Genomic DNA, 23315 nt, shown 5'->3' with positions numbered 1-23315 from the left:
ACAAAATTATTTTCTGAAATTTAATCACTTCCCTGTTTTAACAGGGTTTTTATTTCTAAAAAAATACTATCAAACTCCCACACTATCCATACATACAAAAAAATACAAACTAAAGGCCGTCTGAAATTTTGGTCTCAGACGGCCTTTTGAATTTGACCTTCGCTTTAATTTATATTGTTGCCGCTTGTTTTTTGGTATGATGTTTCTTTGATCCTTTATATCAGCTTCGAGTTTGCTATGTCTGTCTATACCAGTGTTTCCGACGCTCAAATGCGCGATTTCTTGCTGCAATATGATTTGGGAGATTTTGTCTCTTTGCAGGGGATTGCTCAAGGAATTACTAACAGTAATTATTTTCTGACTACCTCAACCGGTCGTTATGTGTTGACTGTTTTTGAGGTTTTAAAATCAGAGGAACTACCTTTCTTTTTAGAGCTAAACCAACACTTGAGCCAAAATGGCGTTGCCTGCGCCGCTCCGATTGCTCGTAAAGATGGCGGACTGCATTCTATGTTAGCCGGAAAACCTGCTTGCTTGGTAACTTGTTTGAATGGCTCCGATACCGGCTGGCCGACTGAGGCACAATGTTTCCACACTGGTGCGATGTTGGCCAAAATGCATTTAGCCGGCCAAGATTTTCCTTTAAAAATGAAAAATCCCCGTTATGATGGCTGGTGGCATGATGCCTGCACCCAGTTGCTCCCGGTTTTAGATAGCGAAGATGCCAAACTGCTTCAATCTGAAATTACTGCTTTAGATAAAAATCTAGGAGAGCACTTACCTTCCGGTATTATCCATGCCGATTTATTTAAGGATAATGTATTGCTTAACGGAGATGAAGTTTCCGGTTTTATCGATTTCTATTATGCGTGCAACGGTAATTTCATGTACGACCTGGCAATTGCGGTTAACGATTGGGCACGAACAGCTGATAACAAATTAGACCCTGTCCTTTATGATGCTTTTCTCCATGGCTATGAAAGTGTACGTCCATTATCTGATGAAGAACGTGCATATTTCCCTACTGCACAAAGAGCCGGATGTATTCGTTTCTGGGTATCGCGCCTGCTTGATTTCCATTTCCCTCAATCAGGAGAAATGACGTTTATTAAAGATCCAAATGCATTTAGGGATCTACTATTGAGTCTTAAATAATATATAGATAAAAGGCCGTCTGAAATTCAGACGGCCTTTTATCTAATGCCCTCCCCCGCCGGAACCGCTAAACGGAGGTCTTGCCAACCAAATAATGGGGATCATACTGATGAATATGATACTGCCTGCCAAGAAGATTTCATTTGAACCAATAATAAAGCCTTGTTGGGAAATAGTACTATTTATCGCAGCCAGGGCTTGCTCTTTGCTCAGGCCATTGGCCATCATGCCTTGAATAGATTGGTTACTGATTGAGGACAACAAGTTAACATGTTCGGTCAGTTGAGTATGGTGTAGAGCTTCGCGTCGTTCCCACATGGTGCTGACAACAGATACTCCGACACCACCCATAAAGACACGCAAGAAATTAGACAAGCTACTGGCCGAGGCAATTTGGTTGCCCTTCATATGCGACAAGGTAATACTGGTCAAAGGCAGGAAGAACATGGCTACGCCTAAACCCTGCCAAAACTGCGGCCAAACAACGTTGCTCATATCCATTCCGGCATAGAAATCGGTTCGCCAATGGAATGTGTAGGCAAACACCAAGAAGCTGGCACTGACAAACAGACGCATATCGACGCGATTACCAAACTTACCGATAATCGGCGATAAAATAATCGGCAGGAAGCCCACCGGTGCAGCAGCCAAACCTGCCCAAGTAGCGGTATAGCCAAGATTTGATTGCAACACTAAAGGCAACAGGGTCAATGTACCCATATAAACCATGAAGCCCAAGGATGTCGCAACAACACCTATCGTAAAGTTTCTATTTTTAAACAATGACAAATCGACAATCGGGTATTTCTCGCCCAGCTCCCAAACAATAAAATATGTCAGGAACACCAAAGCGGTAACGCCCAAAACGATAATCTCTCCTGAGGCAAACCAGTCCAATTCCTTGCCCCTATCAAGCATCATTTGCAATGCGCCGACACCGACAATCATCAACACCAGCCCGACATAATCGATTGGCGCCCTGACGATTTCGGTTTCCCTGTGTCTAAGCTGTTTCCAAGCAATGGAGGCGGATAAAATCCCGATTGGGATATTGATAAAGAAAATCCATCCCCAATGCCAGTTGTCCGAAATCCAACCGCCTAGAATCGGTCCCAATACAGGAGCAACAACGACGGTCATTGCCCATAAGGCCAGTGCCAATGTTCGTTTTTCAGGCGGATAAGAAGCCATCAACAGGCTTTGGGACAAGGGAATCAATGGCCCGGCAATGAAACCTTGCAATACACGGAAAAAAACCAAGGCTTGAAGATTATGTGCCATACCGCACAGCCATGACGTTACGACAAACCCGATCACAGCGGCGATAAAGATTTTGACCTCGCCAAACCGCTTGGCCAAAAAACCTGTCAAGGGAACGGAAATGGCATTGGCTACGGCAAATGAGGTAATCACCCAAGTCCCCTGCGTGGTAGCCGCACCTAAATCCCCTGCAATAACAGGCACAGCGACGTTGGCGATGGTGCTGTCCAAGACTTCCATAAATACGGCCAAGCTGAGCGCCAAAGTTGCCAACACCAGCTTAAACCCTTGTAACGGCGGATAATTCATATTTTTAAACTATAAGACAACCGCCAAAGCGGTCGATTGAAGAGAATCAATATTTCAGACGGCCTGAGCCTTCAATAAAAGACTCAGGCCGTCTGAAAAGATTATTTTGCGTATTGCTCGAAGATTTTATCGACTAAAGCATCGGCGGCTTTCCAATCCACACTTTCCGTTTCCGGCAAGGCAGTATTTTGTTCCGCTTCGGCAGTCATGGCTTTACCGCTGCCCTTCTCGGCAATATCGACTTTAACAGTCATCGACAAACCAACACGGAGCGGATTTTGTTGCAATTCTTTGGCATCCAAACTGATACGCACCGGCACACGTTGCACAACTTTAATCCAGTTGCCCGTTGCGTTTTGTGCCGGCAGTAATGAGAACGCGCTGCCCGTACCGGCTGACAAGCCCATTACCTTGCCATGGTAAACCACTTTGCTGCCGTACAAATCGGCTGTCATTTCAACAGGCTGGCCGATTTTCATTTTGCGCAGTTGCGATTCTTTAAAGTTGGCATCCACCCACAATTCAGACAGAGGCACAACAGCCATCATCGGCGTACCTTGTACGATACGTTGGCCGACTTGGACATTACGTTTGGCAATTTGGCCGCTAATCGGCGAACGGATTTGCGTACGTTGCAAATTCAGCCAAGCGTCTTTGATGTGGCTGATGGCCGTCTGAACTGCCGGTTGTTGGCGCAGAGGAATATTGCTGCCCAACGCTGCCTGAGCGGAAACTTCTTCCGCCTCAACCGCTTTCAATGCAGCCTGAGCCTGAACCACAGCGGCACGGGCATGGCTGAGTTCTTCTCCGGAAACCGCTTCCGTACCCGCCAAAGATTCGCGGCGGCGCAAATCGGCTTGCGCACGGGCCAAATCGGCTTTGCGCAACAACACTTGCGCTTTGGCTTTTGAATTGACCGCAGTTTGCTGTTTGTTTTGACGGATGGCCTGAATCAATTCATTTTGTGCGCGATCGTATGCCAGCTGAAAATCGCTATCGTCCAAAGCCACCAACACATCGCCTTTTTTCACGACATCCGTATCGTCATACATGACTTTGCGCACCGTGCCGTTCACCTGCGGCGTAATCATCACCAAATGACCGGCCACATAAGCATCTTCCGTTTCTTCTTCATGCTGCCAAAACAGGAAATACGCCAAAGCGACTCCTGCTGCCGCAATAAGGAATAGGAGTGTAACGATAACCAAATTGCGTTTGCGATGCGTTTTAGCGCCGGAAGCGACTACTTCCGGTTCTTTTTGGACATTATTTTTTTCCGATTGAGTATCCATAAGTCCTAACTTTAATTCTGCACATGTGATAACGATATTATTGTCTTGCTGGGTAGCTGACTTATACCATCAGCCCCAATACGAGCGTTTAACGCGCTAAAGGGTCATATTTTATAGTTACACTCTATTCATTACAATAATTTCTTCCGGTAGCAAATGTAAATAAGGTAAGCAAAAGGCCGTCTGAAATCACTTTCAGACGGCCTACGTTTTAATAAAACGTTTATTTCTTATTTAATTTAAAGCCTCCACCCAACTGGGCATTGAGGTTACTCCAAGCTGTCAGATATTCTGCATGGTATTGAACCGCCGACATTTTTGTACGCGCAGCTTCGTCTTGTTTTTGCAAAGCGGTCAAGCCGTTATCCAAACCTGCACGAACACGTCCTTTCGCATTTTGCACAGATTTATCGGCAATATTGACCATCTTATTCCAAGTATCTTGTCGGCTTTTCAGGCTTTGATAGTCGACTACAGCATCTGCCGCCGAACGCATGGCGTTCAAAACGGTTTGGTCATACACGGCAACCTGCTCGTTATATTGGGCGCGTTTGCCCGCCAATTTGGACTGCAGCGCGCCGGAAGTAAACAATGGCAGATTCAAAGCCGGAACAATGCCCAACATACCGGATGTCCGTCCGCGAATCAGATTGAACGCATCAATGTGCGTCATCCCTGCCAAAACTTTTAATTCGATATTCGGGTAAAACTCTGCTTCGGTCGATTTGACGATATGCCATTTCTCCTCAAGCAAGGCTTTTTGCGCCGCGATATCGGGGCGGGCCGCCAGCAAATCCGCCTCAATACGGCTAACCGGCGATGACGGCACAGCCGCCATTTTTTCCGGAATCTGTCCATTTAATACACCCGGTACACGGCCGGTCAATACAGCCAGACTGTTGCGGATTTTCTCATTTTTCTGAGTCCATGCCGATTTTTCAAGCTGTAATTGCTGTTGCGCCATTTCCAGAGCGTGCAAGGCATCGGCAGGAGCCAGCTGCGCTTTAACGCGTTGTTGCATCAGTTTCAATGCTTTATCCGCCAGCTCTATACGCGTATCCAACAAAGCCAATTGTTCTGTCGCCATCTGCCACGCAAAATATTGGGCGGCAACGGCGTGAGCCAACTCGGTGCGGATATGATGAGCTTCATACACCGCAGCCCTGCTTTTTCCTAAAACAGCTTGAATCTGCTCTCGGTTTTTACCCCAAAAGTCGAAAACCAAACTGCCTTGTAAGGCTGCGTGCGCCAAAACCAATGTATGGTCAGTATCGACCATACCGGCTTGAGGTTTGGGTGAAACATAGGTACCGATACCGGTTACACCCAAGCCGACTTGCGGTTTGTTTGCGGCTCCTACAACGCCCAGCTGCGCCTGAGCCTGCTCAAACCTTGCCTTGACGACACGCAGATTGGTAGACGTCTGAATGGCGGAAGCAATCAAATTGTTTAATTTTTTATCTTTCAGCTTCATCCACCAGCCGTCTTGGGCAGTAGCGGCAGATTGGCCTTGCGGCAGCGGATAGGCTGTTGTCTCATCCAAAGGCGACTGTTTGCCGAACGGCGCACACGCCGCCAACAACGAAACAGCGGCAACGCATACGCTTGATTTGACCAAACCTAATTTCATACAGACTCCGTTTATGTGTGCCTGCCGCAGACCATCAGGCCGTCTGTTGTCAATTGCCCAAACGGTTCAACAGTTTACCCAACAGGTGTTGCAGCGTATCATAATCCTCTTTCGTGAAATCTTCCCACGCCTGGCCGCTCTGACGGGCAATTTGCGGCCATACTTCGTGGATGAAGGTCTCACCCGAAGGGGTCAATTTTAGCACAATCTGACGGCGGTCTTTCTGATTGATATAACGCTCTACCCAGCCGCGCTCAACCATGTCGTCCGACAGGCGTGTTGCACTGGTGCGCGTCAAGTCCATCAAGTCGCTCAAGCGCGAAGGCAGGATTTCGCTGTTTGGGCTGACGTAAACCGCCATCAGGGAAAACCACAGGTTTTCATTGATGCCGAACGCTTTCAGGTTTTCGTTCAAATGGCTACTCAAACGTTCGGTTACAATGCGCAACATGCGGGATACTTGGTTTTGCTGCTCCGGAAACTGCGGCAGACGGGTAGAAAGCAAACGCATTGCGTTGACTAATTCGGTTTGTGAAAAACTCATAAATTCCTTCTTTCTGAGTGAATTATTTTATTCGATATCAATCAAAATAAAATATGATGTAATAATTTACTTTAAGATACCAATTACTTACTTTAAGACGTTATACTAATTCAGATGATTATTTTAGTGTATGAAAATCTGATAATCGGTTACATGCTCCTACTAAACGGAGTTTTCTATGCCTAAATCATGAAAATTCGACCATAAAAAAGGCCGTCTGAAACCTTGATGACAACTTTCAGACGGCCTCCATAACGGATTAAAATAAGCTTTTCCACTTAAACCGGATTCAAACCATGAACACTTCCGCCTTTTTTCCCCATATCACCCTTATCGGCGTCGGTTTAATCGGCGGTTCGTTCATGCTCGACCTCAAACGCTTGGGACTGGTGCAAACCGTTACCGGCATCGACACCAATGCCGACAACCTAAATTACGCACTCGAATGCGGCATCATCGACCATGCCTATCCGAATATTTGCGCCGAAAGCATCGGCAATGCCGATTTGGTTTTGATTGCCACACCAGTCTCCGTCCTGCCTGACGTATGCCGCGACATCAAGCCTTTCTTAAAAGAAACGGCCTGCGTTTCCGATGTCGGCAGCACCAAACAATCGGCACTAAATGCCTTCCGCACCCACTTGTCCGAGCGCCTGCCGCAATGTTTTGCCGCCCACCCGATTGCCGGTTCGGATCAAAGCGGCGCAAAATCCGCGCGTTGCGGTTTGTTTCAAAACAGCCGCCTGATTATTACCTTGCACGGCCACGAGGCTTCAGACGGCCTAAGACGGTTGAAAAGCCTGTGGCAGGCGGTTGGTTCGCAGATTTTCACCATGAGCGCCGAAGAACACGACAATATTTTTGCCGCTGTTTCCCACTTGCCGCACTTGACCGCCTTTGCCTATGTCCACGCTTTGTTCGACCATCCGCACGGCAAAGACTACCTCCCCTATGCCGCCACCGGCTTTCGCGACTTTACCCGCATTGCTTCCAGCCACCCTGCCGTTTGGACAGACATCTGCATGGCCAACCGCCCTGCCCTGCTCAAACTGACCGGCGACTTGAAAGAACAATTATCCAAATTGGAACAACTCCTTTCAGAAGGCAACAAAACCGAGCTTTACCGCTATTTTGAAGAAGCCGCACAAATGCGTAATGACTGGCTGAAAAACCGTTAACCCTGTTTTCAGACGGCCTGATGCCTTATCGACCAAACCTTCATCACAATAAAAAGGGCATCTGTTAAGATGCCCTTTTTTTGATTTCTTACGACTTTAACCAACGTTTCACTCAGTCTTTCAAACGGAACTCAGCCGCTCTGGCGTGCGCGGTCAAGCTTTCGCCATGCGCCAACACGCTGGCGGTTTTGCCCAACTTCTGCGCACCTTGTTCTGAAACCTGAATCAGACTGGAGCGTTTTTGGAAATCATATGTTCCCAAAGGAGAAGAGAAACGCGCCGTGCGGCTGGTCGGCAAAACGTGGTTGGGGCCTGCGCAATAGTCGCCAAGGCTTTCACTGGTATAGCGTCCCATGAAAATAGCGCCGGCATGGCGGATTTTTTTCGCCCACTCTTGCGGATTTTCGACCGACAATTCCAAGTGTTCGGGAGAAATATAGTTGGCGATTTCACAGGCTTCGTCCAAATCTTTAGCCAAAATCATTGCACCGCGGTTGCCCAATGAAGCTTCAATAATCGCACGGCGCGGCATGGTTTCGATCAAACGGTTCATGGCCGTCTGAACTTCGTCCAAATACGCTTGAGAAGTACCGATCAAAATCGCTTGTGCAATTTCATCGTGTTCTGCCTGACTGAACAAATCCATGGCCACCCAATCGGCAGGCGTCGTACCATCGGCAATCACCAAAATTTCAGACGGCCCTGCCACCATATCGATACCGACCACGCCGAACACGCGTCGTTTGGCCGCAGCGACAAAAGCATTGCCCGGGCCGGTAATCTTATCGACCTGAGGCACAGATTCCGTACCATAAGCCAAAGCCGCAACCGCCTGCGCGCCGCCGACCGTAAATACTTTGGTTACACCGGCCACAAAAGCAGCCGCCAACACGATATCGTTGCGCTCGCCTTTCGGAGTGGGAACGACCATGATGATTTCTTTCACGCCGGCAACGTGGGCAGGCATGGCGTTCATGATGACGGAACTCGGATAAGCGGCTTTACCGCCCGGAACATAAATACCGACACGGTCAAGCGGTGTAATCTGTTGACCCAAAAGCGTGCCGTCTTCGTCTTCGTAAGTCCACGACTCCATTTTTTGGTGTTTATGGTAGCTTTCCACCCGTCTCGCAGCCGTTTTCAAGGCCGTCTGAATGTTTTCGGGCAAACGCTCAAACGCAGACTGCAAATCGTCTTGCGTCAGGATTAAATCATCGATGATTTGAGCGGATGTGCCGTCAAAGCGGTTGGTATATTCAATCAGCGCCGCATTGCCGCGTTTTTGAACATCGGCGCAGATGTCGGCAACAATACGGTCAATTTCAGGGTTTTGCGCGGTTTCAAAAGCAAGCAGTGCTTTGAGTTCGGCTTGAAAATCAGGGGATTGGGTGTCGAGTTTCTTCATGGTTTGCTCTCTTCCTTGTTTCGTTCCTATTGTTTTCAGACGGCACCAGCCACACACAGGCCGTCTGAACATTATCTTTTCAAAAAGCCTTTTTTCTGCAAAAACGCCAACATATGCGGCCGCACAGGATTACCCAAGGTTTTGGCCAGCGATTCCTTCCAAGGTATAGGACTGCCCTTGCGCAACTCATAATAATCCGCCACTGCCTGATTATAAGCTTCAACCGCCTCGGCATTCAGGCTCGGACAGGCGTTTTCGGCATACACCATTTCCTTAGGCAGGCGCGGCTTGAGCGGTGGGTCTTGGTCAGGATAACCGAGGCACAGCCCCACCAAAGGCACGCAATAATCCGGCAGGTTCAATACGTCCGATACTTTTTGTGCATTATTACGCAGCGCACCGATATACACGCCACCCAGCCCAAGTGATTCGGCGGCAAGCAATACGTTTTGCGCCATAATGCCTGCATCGACCGCGCCAATCAGGGTTACTTCCGCCCAATCAATTTGCGCATCGGGAAACATTGCCTTGTGTTTGGAAAAATCGATGCAAAACAATAAAAATTCTGCACAATGGACAATATAAGGCGCACTTCCTGCCGCTTCATGTATTTCCTGCCTCAGCACAAGGTCGGAGACACGGATTATAGAAACGCATTGCAGATTGTTAGAAGTTGAGGCCTGTTGTCCGGCGCGAACCAGCGTATTGAGGATTTCATCGGCAATCGGTTCGAAAGTAAACCTGCGGATGGAACGATGGGAAAGAATCGTATCGAGTGTCGGTTTGCTTTGCATCATGACAGGGCTTTCAAACTGGGTTGGCAGACAACTTTTGCCAAAAACTTTTCAGACGGCCTTAGCGGCATTTTCAAATGCCTGAATAATCGGATTCAACAGCGCATATTTGGTTTTCAACGCCGCCTTGTTGACCACCAAGCGGCTGGAAATATCAGCCACATGTTCCACAGCTTCCAAACCATTGGCCTTCAATGTATTGCCGCTGGAAACCAAATCGACAATCGCGTCGCTCAGACCGACCAAAGGCGCAAGCTCCATCGAGCCGTACAGTTTGATGATATCCACATGCACACCCTTGTCGGCAAAGTGTTCGGCGGCAATGTCGGGATATTTGGTGGCAATCCGCAAGCGGCTGCCGGGTTTGGATGCAGCGGCGTAATCAAAACCTTTTTTAACCGCAACCATCATGCGGCATGAGGCAATGTGCAAATCCAAAGGTTGATACAGGCCATCTCCGCCATGCTCGATCAGCACGTCCTTACCGGCAATACCGAAATCCGCCGCACCATATTGCACATAAGTCGGCACGTCGGTCGCACGTACAATTACCAAACGGATATTGTCATGATTCGTACCAATAATCAGCTTGCGCGATTTTTCCGGCTCTTCCGCAGGCACAATACCTGCAGCAGCCAACAGCGGCAGGGTTTCCTCAAAAATTCGCCCCTTGGATAAAGCAATCGTTAAAAGTGTGTCGGTCATTTTTCTTTTCCTTTGCCGTATCAAAAGCAAGAAGGCCGTCTGAAATCCACAACCCATTTCAGACGGCCCCAACTACGGTTTTACAATAAAGTTTTCACATCAGCTGCAATCGTTTCCGGCTCGCTGCCGTAAGGCGAGAAAATCGCCACTTCGCCGTTTTTATCAATCAAATATGCACCTGAAGAGTGGTCAACCAAATAGTTTTCGCTGTCTTCTTTTTGGTTGACTTTAGCCGATACCACACGGTATTGCTGTTTGATGACAGGCAGGCTTTGATCGCCGGTAGCCGTCAGGCCGATAAAATCAGGGTTGAACTGTTTTGCGTATTTGCCGATTACTTCAGGCGTATCGCGCTCAGGGTCGATGCTGACAAATACCACTTTCACGTCTTTAGCCTGATCGCCTAATTGTTTCAAAGTATCGCTGTAAGTCAGCAACTCGGTTGGGCATACGTCAGGACAGTGGGTATAACCGAAAGACAGGATGACCACTTTGCCTTTCAAATCGCTCAGGCTGAAAGGTTTGCCGTCGCCATCGGTCAATGTAAAGTCGCCGCCAATGTCTTCTTTGCGCATATCGGTACCACGCGCTTGCACTTTGGGTGCTGACTCACCGGAAGCAGCAGGCGCAGCAGAAGCGGCAGGTGTCGAAGAAGCCTCCTTGGCCTCCTCTTTAGGCTGACAAGCAGCCAGAGCAGCCAATGCAAAAGCACTGAGTAAGAAAGTTCGTGTGACGGAAAGCATAAATTTTCTCCAAAACCGTTTCAAATAAGTGAGGCCAAACAACCGCCCGGCCGATATAAAAACAAAACATCTTCATATTAACGCGTTTAACACATTAAATGTAGCCCTTTTTGCAGATAAATACTGCTTTTTTTGTTTTAAAAATCTGCCTCCCATTTAGATAACCATCAAACACAAAAAGTTTAATTCATTAAAAATCAAACAAATATAAAAATAATCCGATTTTTTTTCAATTACTGCTTTACAAGATTCGAGAACTCGCTATAATGACGACTTCTTCGCTAGCCCAGGTGGCGAAATTGGTAGACGCAGGGGACTCAAAATCCCCCGCCGCAAGGTGTGTCGGTTCGAGTCCGACCCTGGGCACCAAATTTAAAAAACCTCTTGATTCAGTCAAGAGGTTTTTTGCTATTTTTCATTTGCAAAAACCTTCTCCTTACTCAAACTGTCAACAATCCATCCACATCAAGATCAATAAAACAGTTTTTTTATTTCTTTAAAATCAACCTTCAATCTATTTTCCCGTTTCAAATGTTAAAAGATGAAAGATTTTATCTTGATTGAACAGTCGGTTTGCGTTATCTTTTCTACTCTTTTTCACAAACTCTGTGTTCCTTTCCAATTGTTTGGACAGTCTGACTGTCGCCGTATTCCCTCAATGCGCGTACCCTAAATCGCTGCTTGATGGAATTGCATTACAGGTGCTGTGGTGAGGCGGATTGTTCCTATTGGTTAGAAACCGCATAAAAGAGGTCAATATGCAATTATCAGGCGCACAAATCGTCGTGCAAAGTCTCAAAGCCGAAGGTGTTGAATACGTATTCGGCTATCCCGGTGGTGCGGTTATCGAAATCTACGATGCCATTTTCCAACTCAACAAATTCAAGCACATTCTGACCCGCCATGAGCAGGCAGCCGTACATGCGGCAGATGCCTATGCCCGCGTCAGCGGCAAAGTCGGCGTGGCCTTGGTAACTTCCGGCCCGGGCGTAACCAACGCATTGACCGGCATTGCTACCGCGTACAGCGATTCCATCCCCCTGGTCATCATCAGCGGCCAAGTGGGCAATTCCCTCATCGGTACAGATGCGTTCCAAGAAGTGGATACGGTCGGCATTACCCGCCCTTGTGTCAAACACAACTTCCTGGTTACCAATATTGGCGAGCTGGCTGATACGATTAAAAAAGCCTTCCAAATTGCCGCCAGCGGCCGTCCGGGCCCCGTTGTCGTCGATATTCCTAAAGATGTTACTCAAGCGATGGCCAAATTCAGCTATCCACAAGAAGACATCTTTATCCGCTCCTACCAACCGGTTGTACAAGGTCACATCGGCCAAATTAAAAAAGCCGTACAAATGCTGGCTTCTGCCAAACGCCCCATCGTTTACTTCGGCGGCGGCGTGGTATTGGGCAATGCCTCCGAGGAAATGACCCAATTTATCCGCATGACCGGCGTACCCTGTACCGGCACATTAATGGGTTTGGGTGCTTACCCTTCCAGCGACCGCCAATTCTTGGGCATGTTGGGCATGCACGGTACCTACGAGGCCAATTTGGCGATGCAAAATGCAGACGTCGTTTTGGCAATCGGCGCGCGCTTTGACGACCGCGTTGTTTCCGTACCGTCAAAATTCTTGGACAAACCCAAAAAAATCATCCATATCGACATCGACCCGTCCAGCATTGCCAAACGCGTTAAAGTGGACATTCCGATTGTCGGCGATGTCAAAAACGTATTGACCGAAATAATTCATCTGTGGGGCAAACAAGAAACTGCGCCTTCAGCCGACTCATTGGACAAATGGTGGAAAACCATCGAAGAATGGCGTTCGCACAACTGCCTGTGGTTTGAAAACGACAGCGAAATCATTAAACCGCAATACGTTGTTCAAAAACTGGCAGAAATTACCAAAAACTCAGCCATTATTACTTCCGACGTTGGCCAACACCAAATGTTTGCCGCTCAATATTATCCATTCGAGCGTCCCCGCCAATGGCTCAATTCCGGCGGTCTGGGTACGATGGGTGTAGGCCTGCCTTACGCCCTCGGTGCCAAACTGGCGGCTCCGGAACAAGACGTCTTCTGTATCACAGGCGAGGGCTCTATTCAAATGAATATCCAAGAGCTGTCCACCTGCTTCCAATATAATGTCCCCATCAATGTCGTTACATTAAACAATGGCTATTTGGGTATGGTTCGCCAATGGCAGGAGCTGTATTATGGCAACCGCGAATCGGAAACCTATTTCGATTCATTGCCCGACTTTGTCAAACTGGCCGAATCCTACGGCCATATCGGCATCCGTGTGGACAAGAAATCCGACGTCGAAGGCGCCTTGTTGGAAGCATTAAACCAAAAAGACCGTTTGGTATTCCTCGACTTTTTGACAGACAAGAAACAAAACGTACTGCCTATGGTCGGCAACGGCAAAGGTTTGGATGAAATGGTTCTGCCGCCGCATATGCGCGATATTGCAAAAGCGTAAGGAGAAAGAAATGCGACATATCTTATCTATTCTGATGGAAAACGAATCAGGTGCGATGAGCCGTGTGGTAGGTTTGTTCTCCGCACGCGATTACAACATCGACTCCCTGGCCGTAGCCCCAACCGAAGACAAAACCTTGTCCCGTATGACCATTGTTACCCACGGCGATGAGCACGTCATCGAGCAAATCACCAAACAACTCAACAAACTGATTGAAGTTGTCAAAGTGGTTGACTTGAACGAAAGCCGTTTTGTCGAACGCGAACTGATGTTGGTAAAAGTCCGCGCCGTCGGCAAAGACCGCGATGAATTCCTGCGATTGACCGAAATCTACCGCGGCAGCGTTATTGATGTAACAGACCGCAGCTATACCATCGAAATCACAGGCTCTACCGAAAAACTCGACTCTTTCCTCGAAACAGTCGGCCGTGCTCAAATTTTGGAAACCGTCCGCACAGGCGCAGCCGGCATCGGTCGTGGCGAGCGTATTTTGAAAATTTGACGCTGTATCGTTCAGACGGCCTTTTACTTTCTATAAAGGCCGTCTGAAAAACAGTAGGAGACAAACATGTCAAGCATCCAAATCGTTGCATTAGTTACCGTCAAACCCGAATACACCGAGGCTCTGGCTGCCCAGTTTAAAGAATTGGTTAAAGCCAGCCGTGCAGAAGAAGGCAACATCAGCTACGACCTGCACCAAGAAATCGGCAAACCCAACCGTTTCGTATTCGTAGAAAGCTGGAAATCCCAAGCAGCTATTGACGAACACAATGCCAGCGAACATTTCCAAAACTTCGTCAAATCCATCGAAGGAAAAACCGAAACACTGGAAATCGTCTTGATGAACCAAGTCCCCGCTTAACCCCTATTACTTTTAACTCAACCCGGATTATCCGGAACCCTCTTACACTAAGGAAATAAAATGCAAGTTTATTACGATAAAGACGCTGACCTCTCTCTGATCAAAGGCAAAACCGTTGCCATCATCGGTTACGGTTCACAAGGTCACGCACACGCAGCAAACCTGAAAGATTCCGGCGTAAATGTCGTAATCGGTCTGCGCCAAGGCGGCTCTTGGAAAAAAGCCGAAGCAGCCGGCCACGACGTGCGCACTGTTGCTGAAGCAACCAAAGCAGCCGACGTTGTAATGATTCTGTTGCCTGACGAAAACCAACCTATCGTATACAAAAACGAAATCGAGCCTAACTTGAAAGAAGGCGCAGTATTGGCGTTCGCTCACGGCTTCAACGTACACTACAACCAAATCGTACCCCGCGCCGACCTCGACGTTATCATGGTTGCCCCTAAAGGCCCAGGCCACACCGTACGCAGCGAATTCCTGAAAGGCGGCGGCGTACCTTCCCTGATCGCCGTTTACCAAGATAAAAGCGGCAAAGCACGTGACATCGCCCTGTCTTACGCCGCAGCCAACGGCGGTACCAAAGGCGGCGTGATTGAAACCAACTTCCGCGAAGAAACCGAAACCGACCTCTTCGGCGAACAAGCCGTATTGTGCGGCGGCGTGGTTGAATTGATCAAAACCGGCTTCGAAACCCTGACTGAAGCAGGCTACGCCCCAGAAATGGCCTACTTCGAATGCCTGCACGAAATGAAGCTCATTGTTGACCTGATTTACGAAGGCGGCATCGCCAACATGAACTACTCCATTTCCAACAATGCAGAGTACGGCGAATACGTAACCGGCGTCGAAGTCATCAACGACAAATCCCGCGAAGCCATGCGCAATGCCCTCAAACGCATCCAAACCGGCGAATACGCTAAAATGTTCATCCAAGAAGGTGCCGTCAACTATGCCAGCATGACAGCACGCCGCCGTCTGACCGCTGATCACCAAATTGAAAAAGTCGGCGCTCAACTGCGTTCTATGATGCCTTGGATTGCCAAAAACAAACTGGTTGACCAAGACAAAAACTAATCTGTCTTTCGATCAAATAAAACCTGCCCGAGCAATCAGGCAGGTTTTTTATATATTTGCAAACCCAGTACACGATAAATTCCAATTACCAAGGCCGTCTGAAAACACGATAAACAATATTCACAACCTAATTTTATACCCCATATTTTATAGCTATCCCGAAATTCCCTTTTAGAAAAACACATTACCAAAATAAAAGACCGCCTTATGCTTCCACCCTGTCTGTAAAAAACAACGTTTCCCTGCAAAAATCACTCAAAACAAGAGGAAAATTTGTTTTCCTAGGCCATAACCTTTATATTATGGTCATGGAATCGTTGAAAGAGAACGATATCGTAATAAGAAGAACGAATGCTCGCTTCTTCACACTTAAAAAAGGAAAACAGCAATGAAAAAATCTCTGATTGCCTTGACTCTGGCGGCTCTGCCTGTTGCAGCTATGGCTGACGTAACTTTGTACGGTCAAATTAAAGCCGGTGTTGAAGTATCCAAAGTAAAATTGGGTGAACAAACTGCTGCTAAACTGGGTCACGAGAAAAGCTCTAAAACTGCTACTGAAATCGCTGACTTCGGCTCACGTATCGGCTTTAAAGGCCACGAACACTTGGGTAACAACCTGAATGCCATCTGGCAAGTTGAACAAAACACTTCTATCGCCGGTGGCGACAAAGAGTGGGCTTCTCGCGAATCTTTCATCGGTTTGGAAGGTGGCTTCGGTAAAGTTCGTGCTGGTAAACTGGACTCTACTGTTAAAAATACTAGTGACAATGTTGACCAATGGGAAAGCAGCAACGGCGCTTTGAATATGTCTGTATTTACTCGTGTTGACGAACGTGCAGTTTCTGTACGTTACGACAGCCCTGTATTCTCAGGTTTCAGCGCAAGCGTACAATATACTCCTCGTGACAATGCTAACCCTTCTGACAAATACACTCACAACGACGCTACCCGTGACACTTACTACGCTGGCCTGAACTACGAAAACTCTGGCTTCTTCGGTCAATACGCCGGTGGTTTCCGTAAAAACGCCGTTTCTGAAAAAGACGGTCACGTACACCGCTTGGTAGGTGGTTACGATGCTAACAACCTGTTCGTATCTGTAGCTGGTCAATACGCTAAAAACTGGGAAACTTTGGGTGATTACGCTCAAGCCCAATCTAACGGTGTTGTAACTTCTGCTATGCGTGCTGCCGGTACTAACGCTTCTAACGTAGTATTCGGTACTGCTGCTGGCTTGGACAGCCGTCCTGCTGAAACTATCGAAGTTGCTGCTACTGCCGCTTACCGCGCTGGTAACGTAACTCCTCGCGTTTCTTACGCTCACGGCTTCAAAGCTAAAGTTGACGGCGAAAAACTGAAAGGCACTCAATACGACCAAGTTATCGTTGGTGCTGACTACGACTTCTCTAAACGCACTACTGCTTTGGTTTCTGCCGGCTGGTTGCGTGGTGCTGAGTCTGGTCCTCACAAAGTTGAAACCATCTCTGGTTTGGTTGGCCTGCGTCACAAATTCTAATCTTCGGATTAGTATGAAAAAGAGCCTGTTTTATGCAGGCTCTTTTTTTATTCTATTCTCTACCCTCAACGAAAATTAATTTAAGCATTGACATATGAAAAAGGCCGTCTGAAACCAATCGGTTTCAGACGGCCTTTAAGCTATCTATCCTTATTGCTAGATTACAATAAGGTCAACAGACAGGCTGAGACCTTTGCAAAATTCCCCAAAATCCCCTAAATTCCCACCAAGACATTTAGGGGATTTCTCATGAGCACCTTCTTTCAGCAAACCGCCCAAGCCATGATTGCCAAACACATCGACCGTTTCCCACTATTGAAGTTGGATCAAGTGATTGATTGGCAGCCGATCGAACAGTACCTGAATCGTCAAAGAACCCGTTACCTCCGAGACCACCGCGGCCGTCCCGCCTATCCACTGCTATCCATGTTTAAAGCCATCCTGCTCGGACAATGGCACAGCCTCTCCGATCCCGAACTCGAACACAGCCTCATCACCCGCATCGATTTCAACCTGTTTTGCCGCTTTGACGAACTAAGCATCCCCGATTACAGCACCTTATGCCGCTACCGCAACTGGCTGGCGCAAGACGACACCCCGTCCGAACTGTTGGAACTGATTAACCGACAATTGACCAAAAAAGGCCTAAAAGTAGAGAAAGCATCCGCCGCCGTCGTTGATGCCACCATTATTCAGACCGCCGGCAGCAAACAGCGCCAGGCCATAGAAGTCGATGAAGAAGGACAAGTCAGCGGTCAAACCACACCGAGTAAAGATAAAGATGCCCGCTGAACAAAGAAAAACGGCCTCTACAAACTCGGTTACAAACAACATACCCGTACCGATGCGGAAGGCTATATCGAGAAACTGCACATTACCCCCGCCAATGCCCATGAGTGCAAACACCTGTCGCCTTTGTTGGAAGAACTGCCCAAAGATATGACCGTCTATGCCGACAAAGGCTATGACAGTGAGGAAAACCGGCAACATCTGGAAGAACATCGGTTGCTGGACGGCATTATGCGCAAAGCCCACCGCAAACATCCGCTGTCGGAAGCGCAAACCAAACGCAACCGATATTTGTCGAAGACCCGTTATGTGGTCGAACAAAGTTTCGGTACGCTGCACCGTAAATTCCGCTATGCGCGGGCAGCCTATTTCGGTCTGCTCAAAGTGAGTGCACAAAGCCATCTGAAGGCGATGTGTTTGAACCTATTGAAAGCCGCCAACAGGCTAAGTGCGCCTGTTGCTGCCTAAAAGGCGGCCCGGATGCCTGATTATCGGGTGTCCGGGGAGGATTAAGGGGGTATTTGAGTAGAATCAGTGGATATGTGAAACAAAAACAGCCGAAAACCTTTATTTAGGTTTCGGCTGTTGGGGAAAAGGAATTTTGCAAAGGTCTCAGGCTTTATTTTTCATTCAAAATCTTACCGACAATCTCGCCCACATCCTTGGACAAACCTTCTTGTGCATGGATTCGTTGCAATTCTTTGGTCATGACGGCTTTGCGGTTGGCTTCCAATTTGTTGCAGATGTTGAAAGCCTGCACCAGTCGAGCAGCAACTTGCGGATTAAAACGGTCGATTTCCATCACTTTATCGGCTACAAAGCGGTAGCCGCTGCCATCTTCTGCATGGAAATGTGGAATATTGCGGCTGAAACTGATCAACAAAGAACGGGCCTTGTTCGGGTTTTCAATACTGAACTTAGGATGACTCAAGGCCGTCTGAACTTGCTGTAAAGTATCTTTGCGGCGGCTTGAAGCAATCAGAGCAAAGTATTTGTCCATTACTAAGGCATCATCGGCGAATTTATCGGCAAATTTCGTCAACAAACGATCGCGAATTTCGCTTTCATTGCTGTTGATTGCGGATAAGATACCCCATTCGTGTGTCATGTTTTGCGCCATTGCCTCGTAATTTTCCGCAACGTGTTCGATATGCGCTGCGTCAGCACGAAGGATAAATGCCCTGCAAGCATTGCGCAAAGTGCGCCAGCCGGCCAATTCCGGGCTGTATTCATAACGAACAGCAGCATCAGCCTGGTTTTCTTGCTCGGCAGCTTGACGGTTCAGCTCGCGCCATTGAGGCAGGAACTTGACGGCAACAGCATTGAGCAAGGCTTCTCGCGCTTGATGAACCTGAATAGGGTCAATATTTTCTTCTTCCGCCCATACATCGGTTTCAGACGGCATTTGCAGCAAAATGGCACGGAATGCCGGATCAAAATCACCGGAAACCACCAAAGCCAAAGCATCCATCAATGCTTTATGTTCCGGCAAAGGACGGCCTTCCGCCAATGCCTGACGGTTGGCGTTAATGGCGCGATGGTACAAGGTTTGAGCAGCTTCCCAACGGGCAAACTCATTTTCATCTGCCGCCAGTAAAGTGGCCAATTCTTGCTCGCTGTACGGATAGTTCAAGGTAATCGGCGCAGAGAAATCACGCAGCAGAGACGGGATAACCGGCTCATTGACGCCGCCCAATACAAAAGTCTGCTCGGCTTCAGTCAATACCAAAACCGCCTCTTTCACCCGTTTACCTTGATATTCAAACTCAACCGCTTCGCCTTTTTCATTCAGCAAACCGGTTTTGACCGGAATCATCATCGGCTGTTTGTCCGCCATATCGGGCGTAGCCGGAATAGTTTGTTTGATCGTCAATTCAAACGCTCCATCTTTCAGACGGCCTTGAGCATCTAAAACCGGCGTACCGGCTTGGCTGTACCACAAGGCAAACTGATCAAGATTGATACCGTTTGCGTCTGCCATTGCGGCACGGAAATCATCACAAGTCACAGCCTGACCGTCGTGGCGTTGGAAATACAACTTCATGCCTTTTTGGAAGCCCTCTTCTCCGAGCAAGGTGTGATACATGCGCACTACTTCCGCACCTTTTTCATAGACGGTCATGGTGTAGAAGTTGTTCATCTCTTCATAGCTGGCCGGGCGGACAGGATGCGCAGTCGGGCCTGCATCTTCTGGGAATTGGAACAAGCGCAGCATACGGACATTGTCGATACGGCGTACCACACGGCTGGCCCGGTCGCCGGAAAACTCTTGATCGCGGAAAACGGTCAAACCTTCTTTCAGCGACAATTGGAACCAATCGCGGCAGGTCACGCGGTTGCCCGTCCAGTTGTGGAAATATTCGTGGCCGACAACAGATTCGATGCCTTCAAAGTCGGTATCGGTCGCGGTACGGCTGTTGGCCAGCACAAACTTGGTGTTGAAAATATTCAAACCTTTGTTTTCCATTGCGCCCATATTGAAATCGCCCACGGCAACGACCATGAAAATATCCAAGTCGTATTCCAAGCCAAAACGTATCTCGTCCCATTTCATCGCATTTTTCAACGATTCCACGGCAAAACCGACTTTAGGTTTGTCTGTCTCAGTGGTGTAGAACTCGATTTTGACCTTACGGCCGCTCATGGTTGTAAAATAATCTTCCGTTACCGCCAAATCGCCTGCCACCAAAGCAAAGAGATAGCTCGGTTTGGCAAACGGGTCTTCCCATTTCACCCAGTGACGGCCGTCTGAAAACTCGCCGCCATCAATTTTATTGCCGTTAGACAGCAACACCGGATAGCGTTTTTTGTCTGCAACGATGGTGGTGGTAAATTTAGACATGACATCCGGACGGTCGATGTAGAAAGTAATTTTGCGGAAACCTTCCGGTTCGCATTGGGTAAACAGATTGCCACCGGAAGCATACAGACCCATCAGCGATTTGTTCTCAGCCGGCAAAATTTCGGTTTCTACTTCCAGCGTGAAGTTTTCAGACGGCACGCCGGCAATCGTCAGTTTTTCGTCTTCCAACACATAATCTACGACCCGGCCGTTTACTTTCACAGACAGCAGTTTTGCCGAACCATCCAATACCAATGGCTCCCCTGCTCTTTCAGGTTGAACGGTCAGACTAGATTTGACGATGGTTTGCGGTTCTAAAATATCGAAATGCAGGTCGGTTTTCAGAATACGGTACGCTGGCGCGGCGTAGTCTTTCAAATAATGGATGGTTTTGCTCATTTGTTCTCTTTCAGAGTCATGCGGTAAATAGATGAAGCATATCGTTTCAGATAGCCTAAATTCAAGTGTTTTCAGAAAAAAAGGCCGTCTGAAACCTAAAATTTCAGACGGCCTCCCTATTCAGGCAGCAAATCTAGTTGCCTGTCATTGCCAACTTACCACTGATACAGCGCACCGGCACCGACACCGACATGACCGTCGGTATTGGCCGAGAAGTTGCCTTTGACAATCCAGTTGCCGCCGTCGCTCATCGCAGACACGCCGATGGCCATGGCAGACTGACCACCGTAGTAGCCGCTGCCGACACCGATACCGGTCGCACCCGGACGGGTTACTTGCGGAATCGAGCCTTGGGCAATCGCACCGGCCACACCCGCGTAGGCTTTCTTACCTACTTGGTTGATGTTGTTTTGCAATTCGTTGCCCAAGCCAATCAACTGGTTCACGTTTGCCGCGTCTGTACCGTCTTTACCCGGAGCCACGTTGGTAATGCGTTGGCCGCCGTTGTTCAGACCGACAGGAGACAATTTGACTTGGTTGTTCGGATTGCTTTCAGTCGGTGCAGCGATGGTTACGCCATCGTTGTTGACCACGGTATTGCCTGCGGTCAGACCGTCTTTGTTCAATGCAACTTTATCGCCAACTTTCACGCCGTCATTGTTCATCACAGTATCGCCTGCTTTGAAGGTATCGGCATTCACTGTCTTCACGCTAATCTCGTCAGCCAACTTCAGTTGAGCGCCACCGGCTACGGTTTCGCTGATGATGTTGCTGTCGCCTTTAACGTTGATGGTATTGCCCAACGCATAGTTGTTGCTACCGGTCGTACCGCCGAAGTTGATGCCTTTGGCAATCGTCGCGGCGTTGTTGGCTACGTTTTGGTTGGTTGCGTACAACTGGCTGCCGTTGACGGCATCTTTGCTGTTGGCATTGAGATCGCCATCTGCTACGTTGGTTACTTTGTTGCCCGCATTGTCCAAGCCGTCTTTAGTCAGGTTTACCTTGCCTGCTTTCAAGCCGTCTTTGTTCAATGCAACGTCATCACCAACTTTCACACCATCATTGTTGACAGTAGTATCACCGGCTTTCACGCTGTCAACGTCCAAGTCTTTATCGGTAGCAACTTCATAAACAGTCTGACCTTTGTCACCTGTTTTTTCCGTCACAACGATGTTCTTACCTTGAACGACTTCAGTCTTAGATGCCTCCGCAGCTTGTTTCAGTTGGGAAACATTGACTGCATCGGTGTCATCCGTACCGGCCGCAACGTTGGTAATCTTATTGCCGCCATTGTTCAAGCCAGCTTTAGTCAGGTTCACATCACCTGCTTTCAAGCCGTCTTTGTTCAATGCAACATCATCGCCGACTTTCACACCGTCATTATTCATCACGGTATCGCCTGCGGTAACGCTGTCGACTTTCAGGTTTTTATCGGTAGCCACTTTGTAAATGGTTTGGCCATTGGCACCGACATCCTGAGTAACAACAATGTTATCGCCTTGAACGACTTCAGTCTTAGCCGCAGCCGCAGCTTTGTTCAACTGAGCAACATTCACCGCATCAGTATCATCGGTACCGGCTGCAACATTGGTAATCTTGTTGCCGCCGTTGTTCAAACCGGCTTTAGTCAGATTGACATCGCCAACTTTCACGCCGTCAGTATTGACTGTGGTATCGCCGGCTTTCACGCTGTCAACTGCCAAGTCTTTAGCCAATTTGACTTCCAACTTATCAGAACCATTCGCTACAACGCCGATATTGCCGTCTGAAAGTTTGGCTGCATCGGTTTGACCGCCAACAATATTTAGCTTCGTACCCGGTTTGCGTTCAACGTCTTTGCCACTGTCGCCGCCGAAAGTCAAAGGCAGATTGGCAGTTGCATTAACGGCTTTGATTGCATCGTGGATATTGTTCTCACCAGTACCGCCAATATCGGTCATGCTGATGTTGCCGCCATTATTGGCCGCATTGCCACCCAATACATTCACCAACTGATCTTGGGCCGCATTCAGCTGCTCTTCGGTCGCTGCACGTTTACCTTGGGCAAAATCATTGCCACCCAAAGTCGTATTGCTCAAGCCGCTGACTTCACCTTTGTCGCCATCGATTTTCACCGGAGCCGCTTGACCGACATTCAATACATCGGCCAGTTTCAGCTGTGCGCCACCGGCTACGGTTTCGCTGATGATGTTGCTGTCGCCTTTAACATTGATGGTGTCACCCAATGCGTAGTTGTTGCTGCCGGTGGTACCACCGAAGTTGATGCCTTTGGCGATATTGGCGGCGTTGTTGGCTACGTTTTGGTTGGTCGCAAACAGTTGGCTGCCGTTAA

General features: G+C 48.3%; 17 protein-coding genes, 1 tRNA gene and 1 pseudogene. 9 read left to right on the top strand and 10 right to left on the bottom strand.

Features of this window, described 5'->3' with window-relative positions; genetic code table 11:
- Nucleotides 1-237 precede the first annotated feature (237 nt).
- On the top strand, nt 238-1155 hold the full coding sequence (gene thrB / locus ACTHUR_RS05295; protein ID WP_039862560.1) for a homoserine kinase: 918 nt from the start codon (nt 238-240) through the stop codon (nt 1153-1155).
- A 42-nt stretch (nt 1156-1197) separates the two neighbouring features.
- Here thrB and ACTHUR_RS05290 read toward each other — a convergent pair whose 3' ends face one another.
- The 4 genes from ACTHUR_RS05290 to ACTHUR_RS05275 all read right to left on the bottom strand — a co-directional run bounded on the left by ACTHUR_RS05290 (nt 1198) and on the right by ACTHUR_RS05275 (nt 6190).
- Complete coding sequence (locus tag ACTHUR_RS05290; RefSeq protein WP_004521043.1) at nt 1198-2724, bottom strand: DHA2 family efflux MFS transporter permease subunit; 1527 nt, start codon at nt 2722-2724, stop codon at nt 1198-1200.
- Between the two features lie 101 nt (nt 2725-2825).
- A complete protein-coding gene (locus ACTHUR_RS05285; RefSeq protein WP_004521042.1) occupies nt 2826-4016 on the bottom strand; it encodes an HlyD family secretion protein in 1191 nt (396 codons plus the stop codon).
- Nucleotides 4017-4239: 223 nt separating this feature from the next.
- Nucleotides 4240-5646 carry an efflux transporter outer membrane subunit gene (locus tag ACTHUR_RS05280; RefSeq protein ID WP_004521041.1) on the bottom strand — a complete coding sequence of 469 codons (1407 nt, stop codon included), beginning with the start codon at nt 5644-5646 and terminating at the stop codon, nt 4240-4242.
- 49 nt (nt 5647-5695) lie between these two features.
- A complete protein-coding gene (locus ACTHUR_RS05275) occupies nt 5696-6190 on the bottom strand; it encodes a MarR family transcriptional regulator (RefSeq protein ID WP_004521040.1) in 495 nt (164 codons plus the stop codon).
- 296 nt (nt 6191-6486) lie between these two features.
- On the opposite strand from ACTHUR_RS05275, the gene ACTHUR_RS05270 reads away from it, so the two are divergent.
- Nucleotides 6487-7368 carry a prephenate dehydrogenase gene (locus tag ACTHUR_RS05270; RefSeq protein WP_004521039.1) on the top strand — a complete coding sequence of 294 codons (882 nt, stop codon included), beginning with the start codon at nt 6487-6489 and terminating at the stop codon, nt 7366-7368.
- Nucleotides 7369-7480: 112 nt separating this feature from the next.
- Here ACTHUR_RS05270 and hisD read toward each other — a convergent pair whose 3' ends face one another.
- The 4 genes from hisD to ACTHUR_RS05250 all read right to left on the bottom strand — a co-directional run bounded on the left by hisD (nt 7481) and on the right by ACTHUR_RS05250 (nt 11015).
- On the bottom strand, nt 7481-8773 hold the full coding sequence (gene hisD / locus ACTHUR_RS05265) for a histidinol dehydrogenase (protein WP_039862559.1): 1293 nt from the start codon (nt 8771-8773) through the stop codon (nt 7481-7483).
- Nucleotides 8774-8844: 71 nt separating this feature from the next.
- Nucleotides 8845-9570, bottom strand: a complete 726-nt coding sequence (gene nfsA / locus ACTHUR_RS05260; RefSeq protein WP_004521037.1) for an oxygen-insensitive NADPH nitroreductase — start codon at nt 9568-9570, stop codon at nt 8845-8847.
- Nucleotides 9571-9618: 48 nt separating this feature from the next.
- Entirely contained in the window at nt 9619-10272 is a 654-nt protein-coding gene (gene hisG / locus ACTHUR_RS05255; protein ID WP_036473098.1) for an ATP phosphoribosyltransferase, read from the bottom strand.
- Nucleotides 10273-10352: 80 nt separating this feature from the next.
- On the bottom strand, nt 10353-11015 hold the full coding sequence (locus ACTHUR_RS05250; protein ID WP_003680035.1) for an SCO family protein: 663 nt from the start codon (nt 11013-11015) through the stop codon (nt 10353-10355).
- Nucleotides 11016-11299: 284 nt separating this feature from the next.
- Here ACTHUR_RS05250 and ACTHUR_RS05245 point away from each other — a divergent pair.
- From ACTHUR_RS05245 to ACTHUR_RS05215, 7 genes and pseudogenes are all read left to right on the top strand, one after another.
- Nucleotides 11300-11384 (top strand) — tRNA-Leu (locus ACTHUR_RS05245).
- A 389-nt stretch (nt 11385-11773) separates the two neighbouring features.
- Nucleotides 11774-13501 carry a biosynthetic-type acetolactate synthase large subunit gene (gene ilvB / locus ACTHUR_RS05240; RefSeq protein ID WP_004521033.1) on the top strand — a complete coding sequence of 576 codons (1728 nt, stop codon included), beginning with the start codon at nt 11774-11776 and terminating at the stop codon, nt 13499-13501.
- A 10-nt stretch (nt 13502-13511) separates the two neighbouring features.
- Nucleotides 13512-14003 (top strand): acetolactate synthase small subunit, encoded by a 492-nt coding sequence (gene ilvN / locus ACTHUR_RS05235; RefSeq protein ID WP_003748480.1) that lies wholly within the window; start codon nt 13512-13514, stop codon nt 14001-14003.
- Nucleotides 14004-14069: 66 nt separating this feature from the next.
- A complete protein-coding gene (locus ACTHUR_RS05230) occupies nt 14070-14363 on the top strand; it encodes a putative quinol monooxygenase (protein WP_004521031.1) in 294 nt (97 codons plus the stop codon).
- Nucleotides 14364-14423: 60 nt separating this feature from the next.
- Complete coding sequence (ilvC, locus tag ACTHUR_RS05225) at nt 14424-15437, top strand: ketol-acid reductoisomerase (protein ID WP_004521030.1); 1014 nt, start codon at nt 14424-14426, stop codon at nt 15435-15437.
- Nucleotides 15438-15825: 388 nt separating this feature from the next.
- Nucleotides 15826-16953, top strand: coding sequence for a trimeric porin PorB (gene porB, locus ACTHUR_RS05220; RefSeq protein ID WP_004521028.1), 1128 nt, complete (start codon nt 15826-15828; stop codon nt 16951-16953).
- A 249-nt stretch (nt 16954-17202) separates the two neighbouring features.
- A pseudogene (locus tag ACTHUR_RS05215) lies at nt 17203-18210 on the top strand (IS5 family transposase).
- A gap of 151 nt (nt 18211-18361) precedes the next feature.
- Here ACTHUR_RS05215 and pepN read toward each other — a convergent pair.
- Both pepN and ACTHUR_RS05205 read right to left on the bottom strand, forming a co-directional pair.
- Entirely contained in the window at nt 18362-20983 is a 2622-nt protein-coding gene (gene pepN, locus ACTHUR_RS05210) for an aminopeptidase N (RefSeq protein WP_004521024.1), read from the bottom strand.
- Nucleotides 20984-21138: 155 nt separating this feature from the next.
- Nucleotides 21139-23315 (bottom strand): YadA family autotransporter adhesin (locus ACTHUR_RS05205; RefSeq protein WP_440392568.1); only part of this gene is annotated, 2177 nt, incomplete at its 5' end.

The sequence above is a fragment of the Neisseria sp. P0021.S007 genome (assembly GCF_051956855.1).
This window is presented reverse-complemented; position numbering and strand designations above follow the sequence as displayed.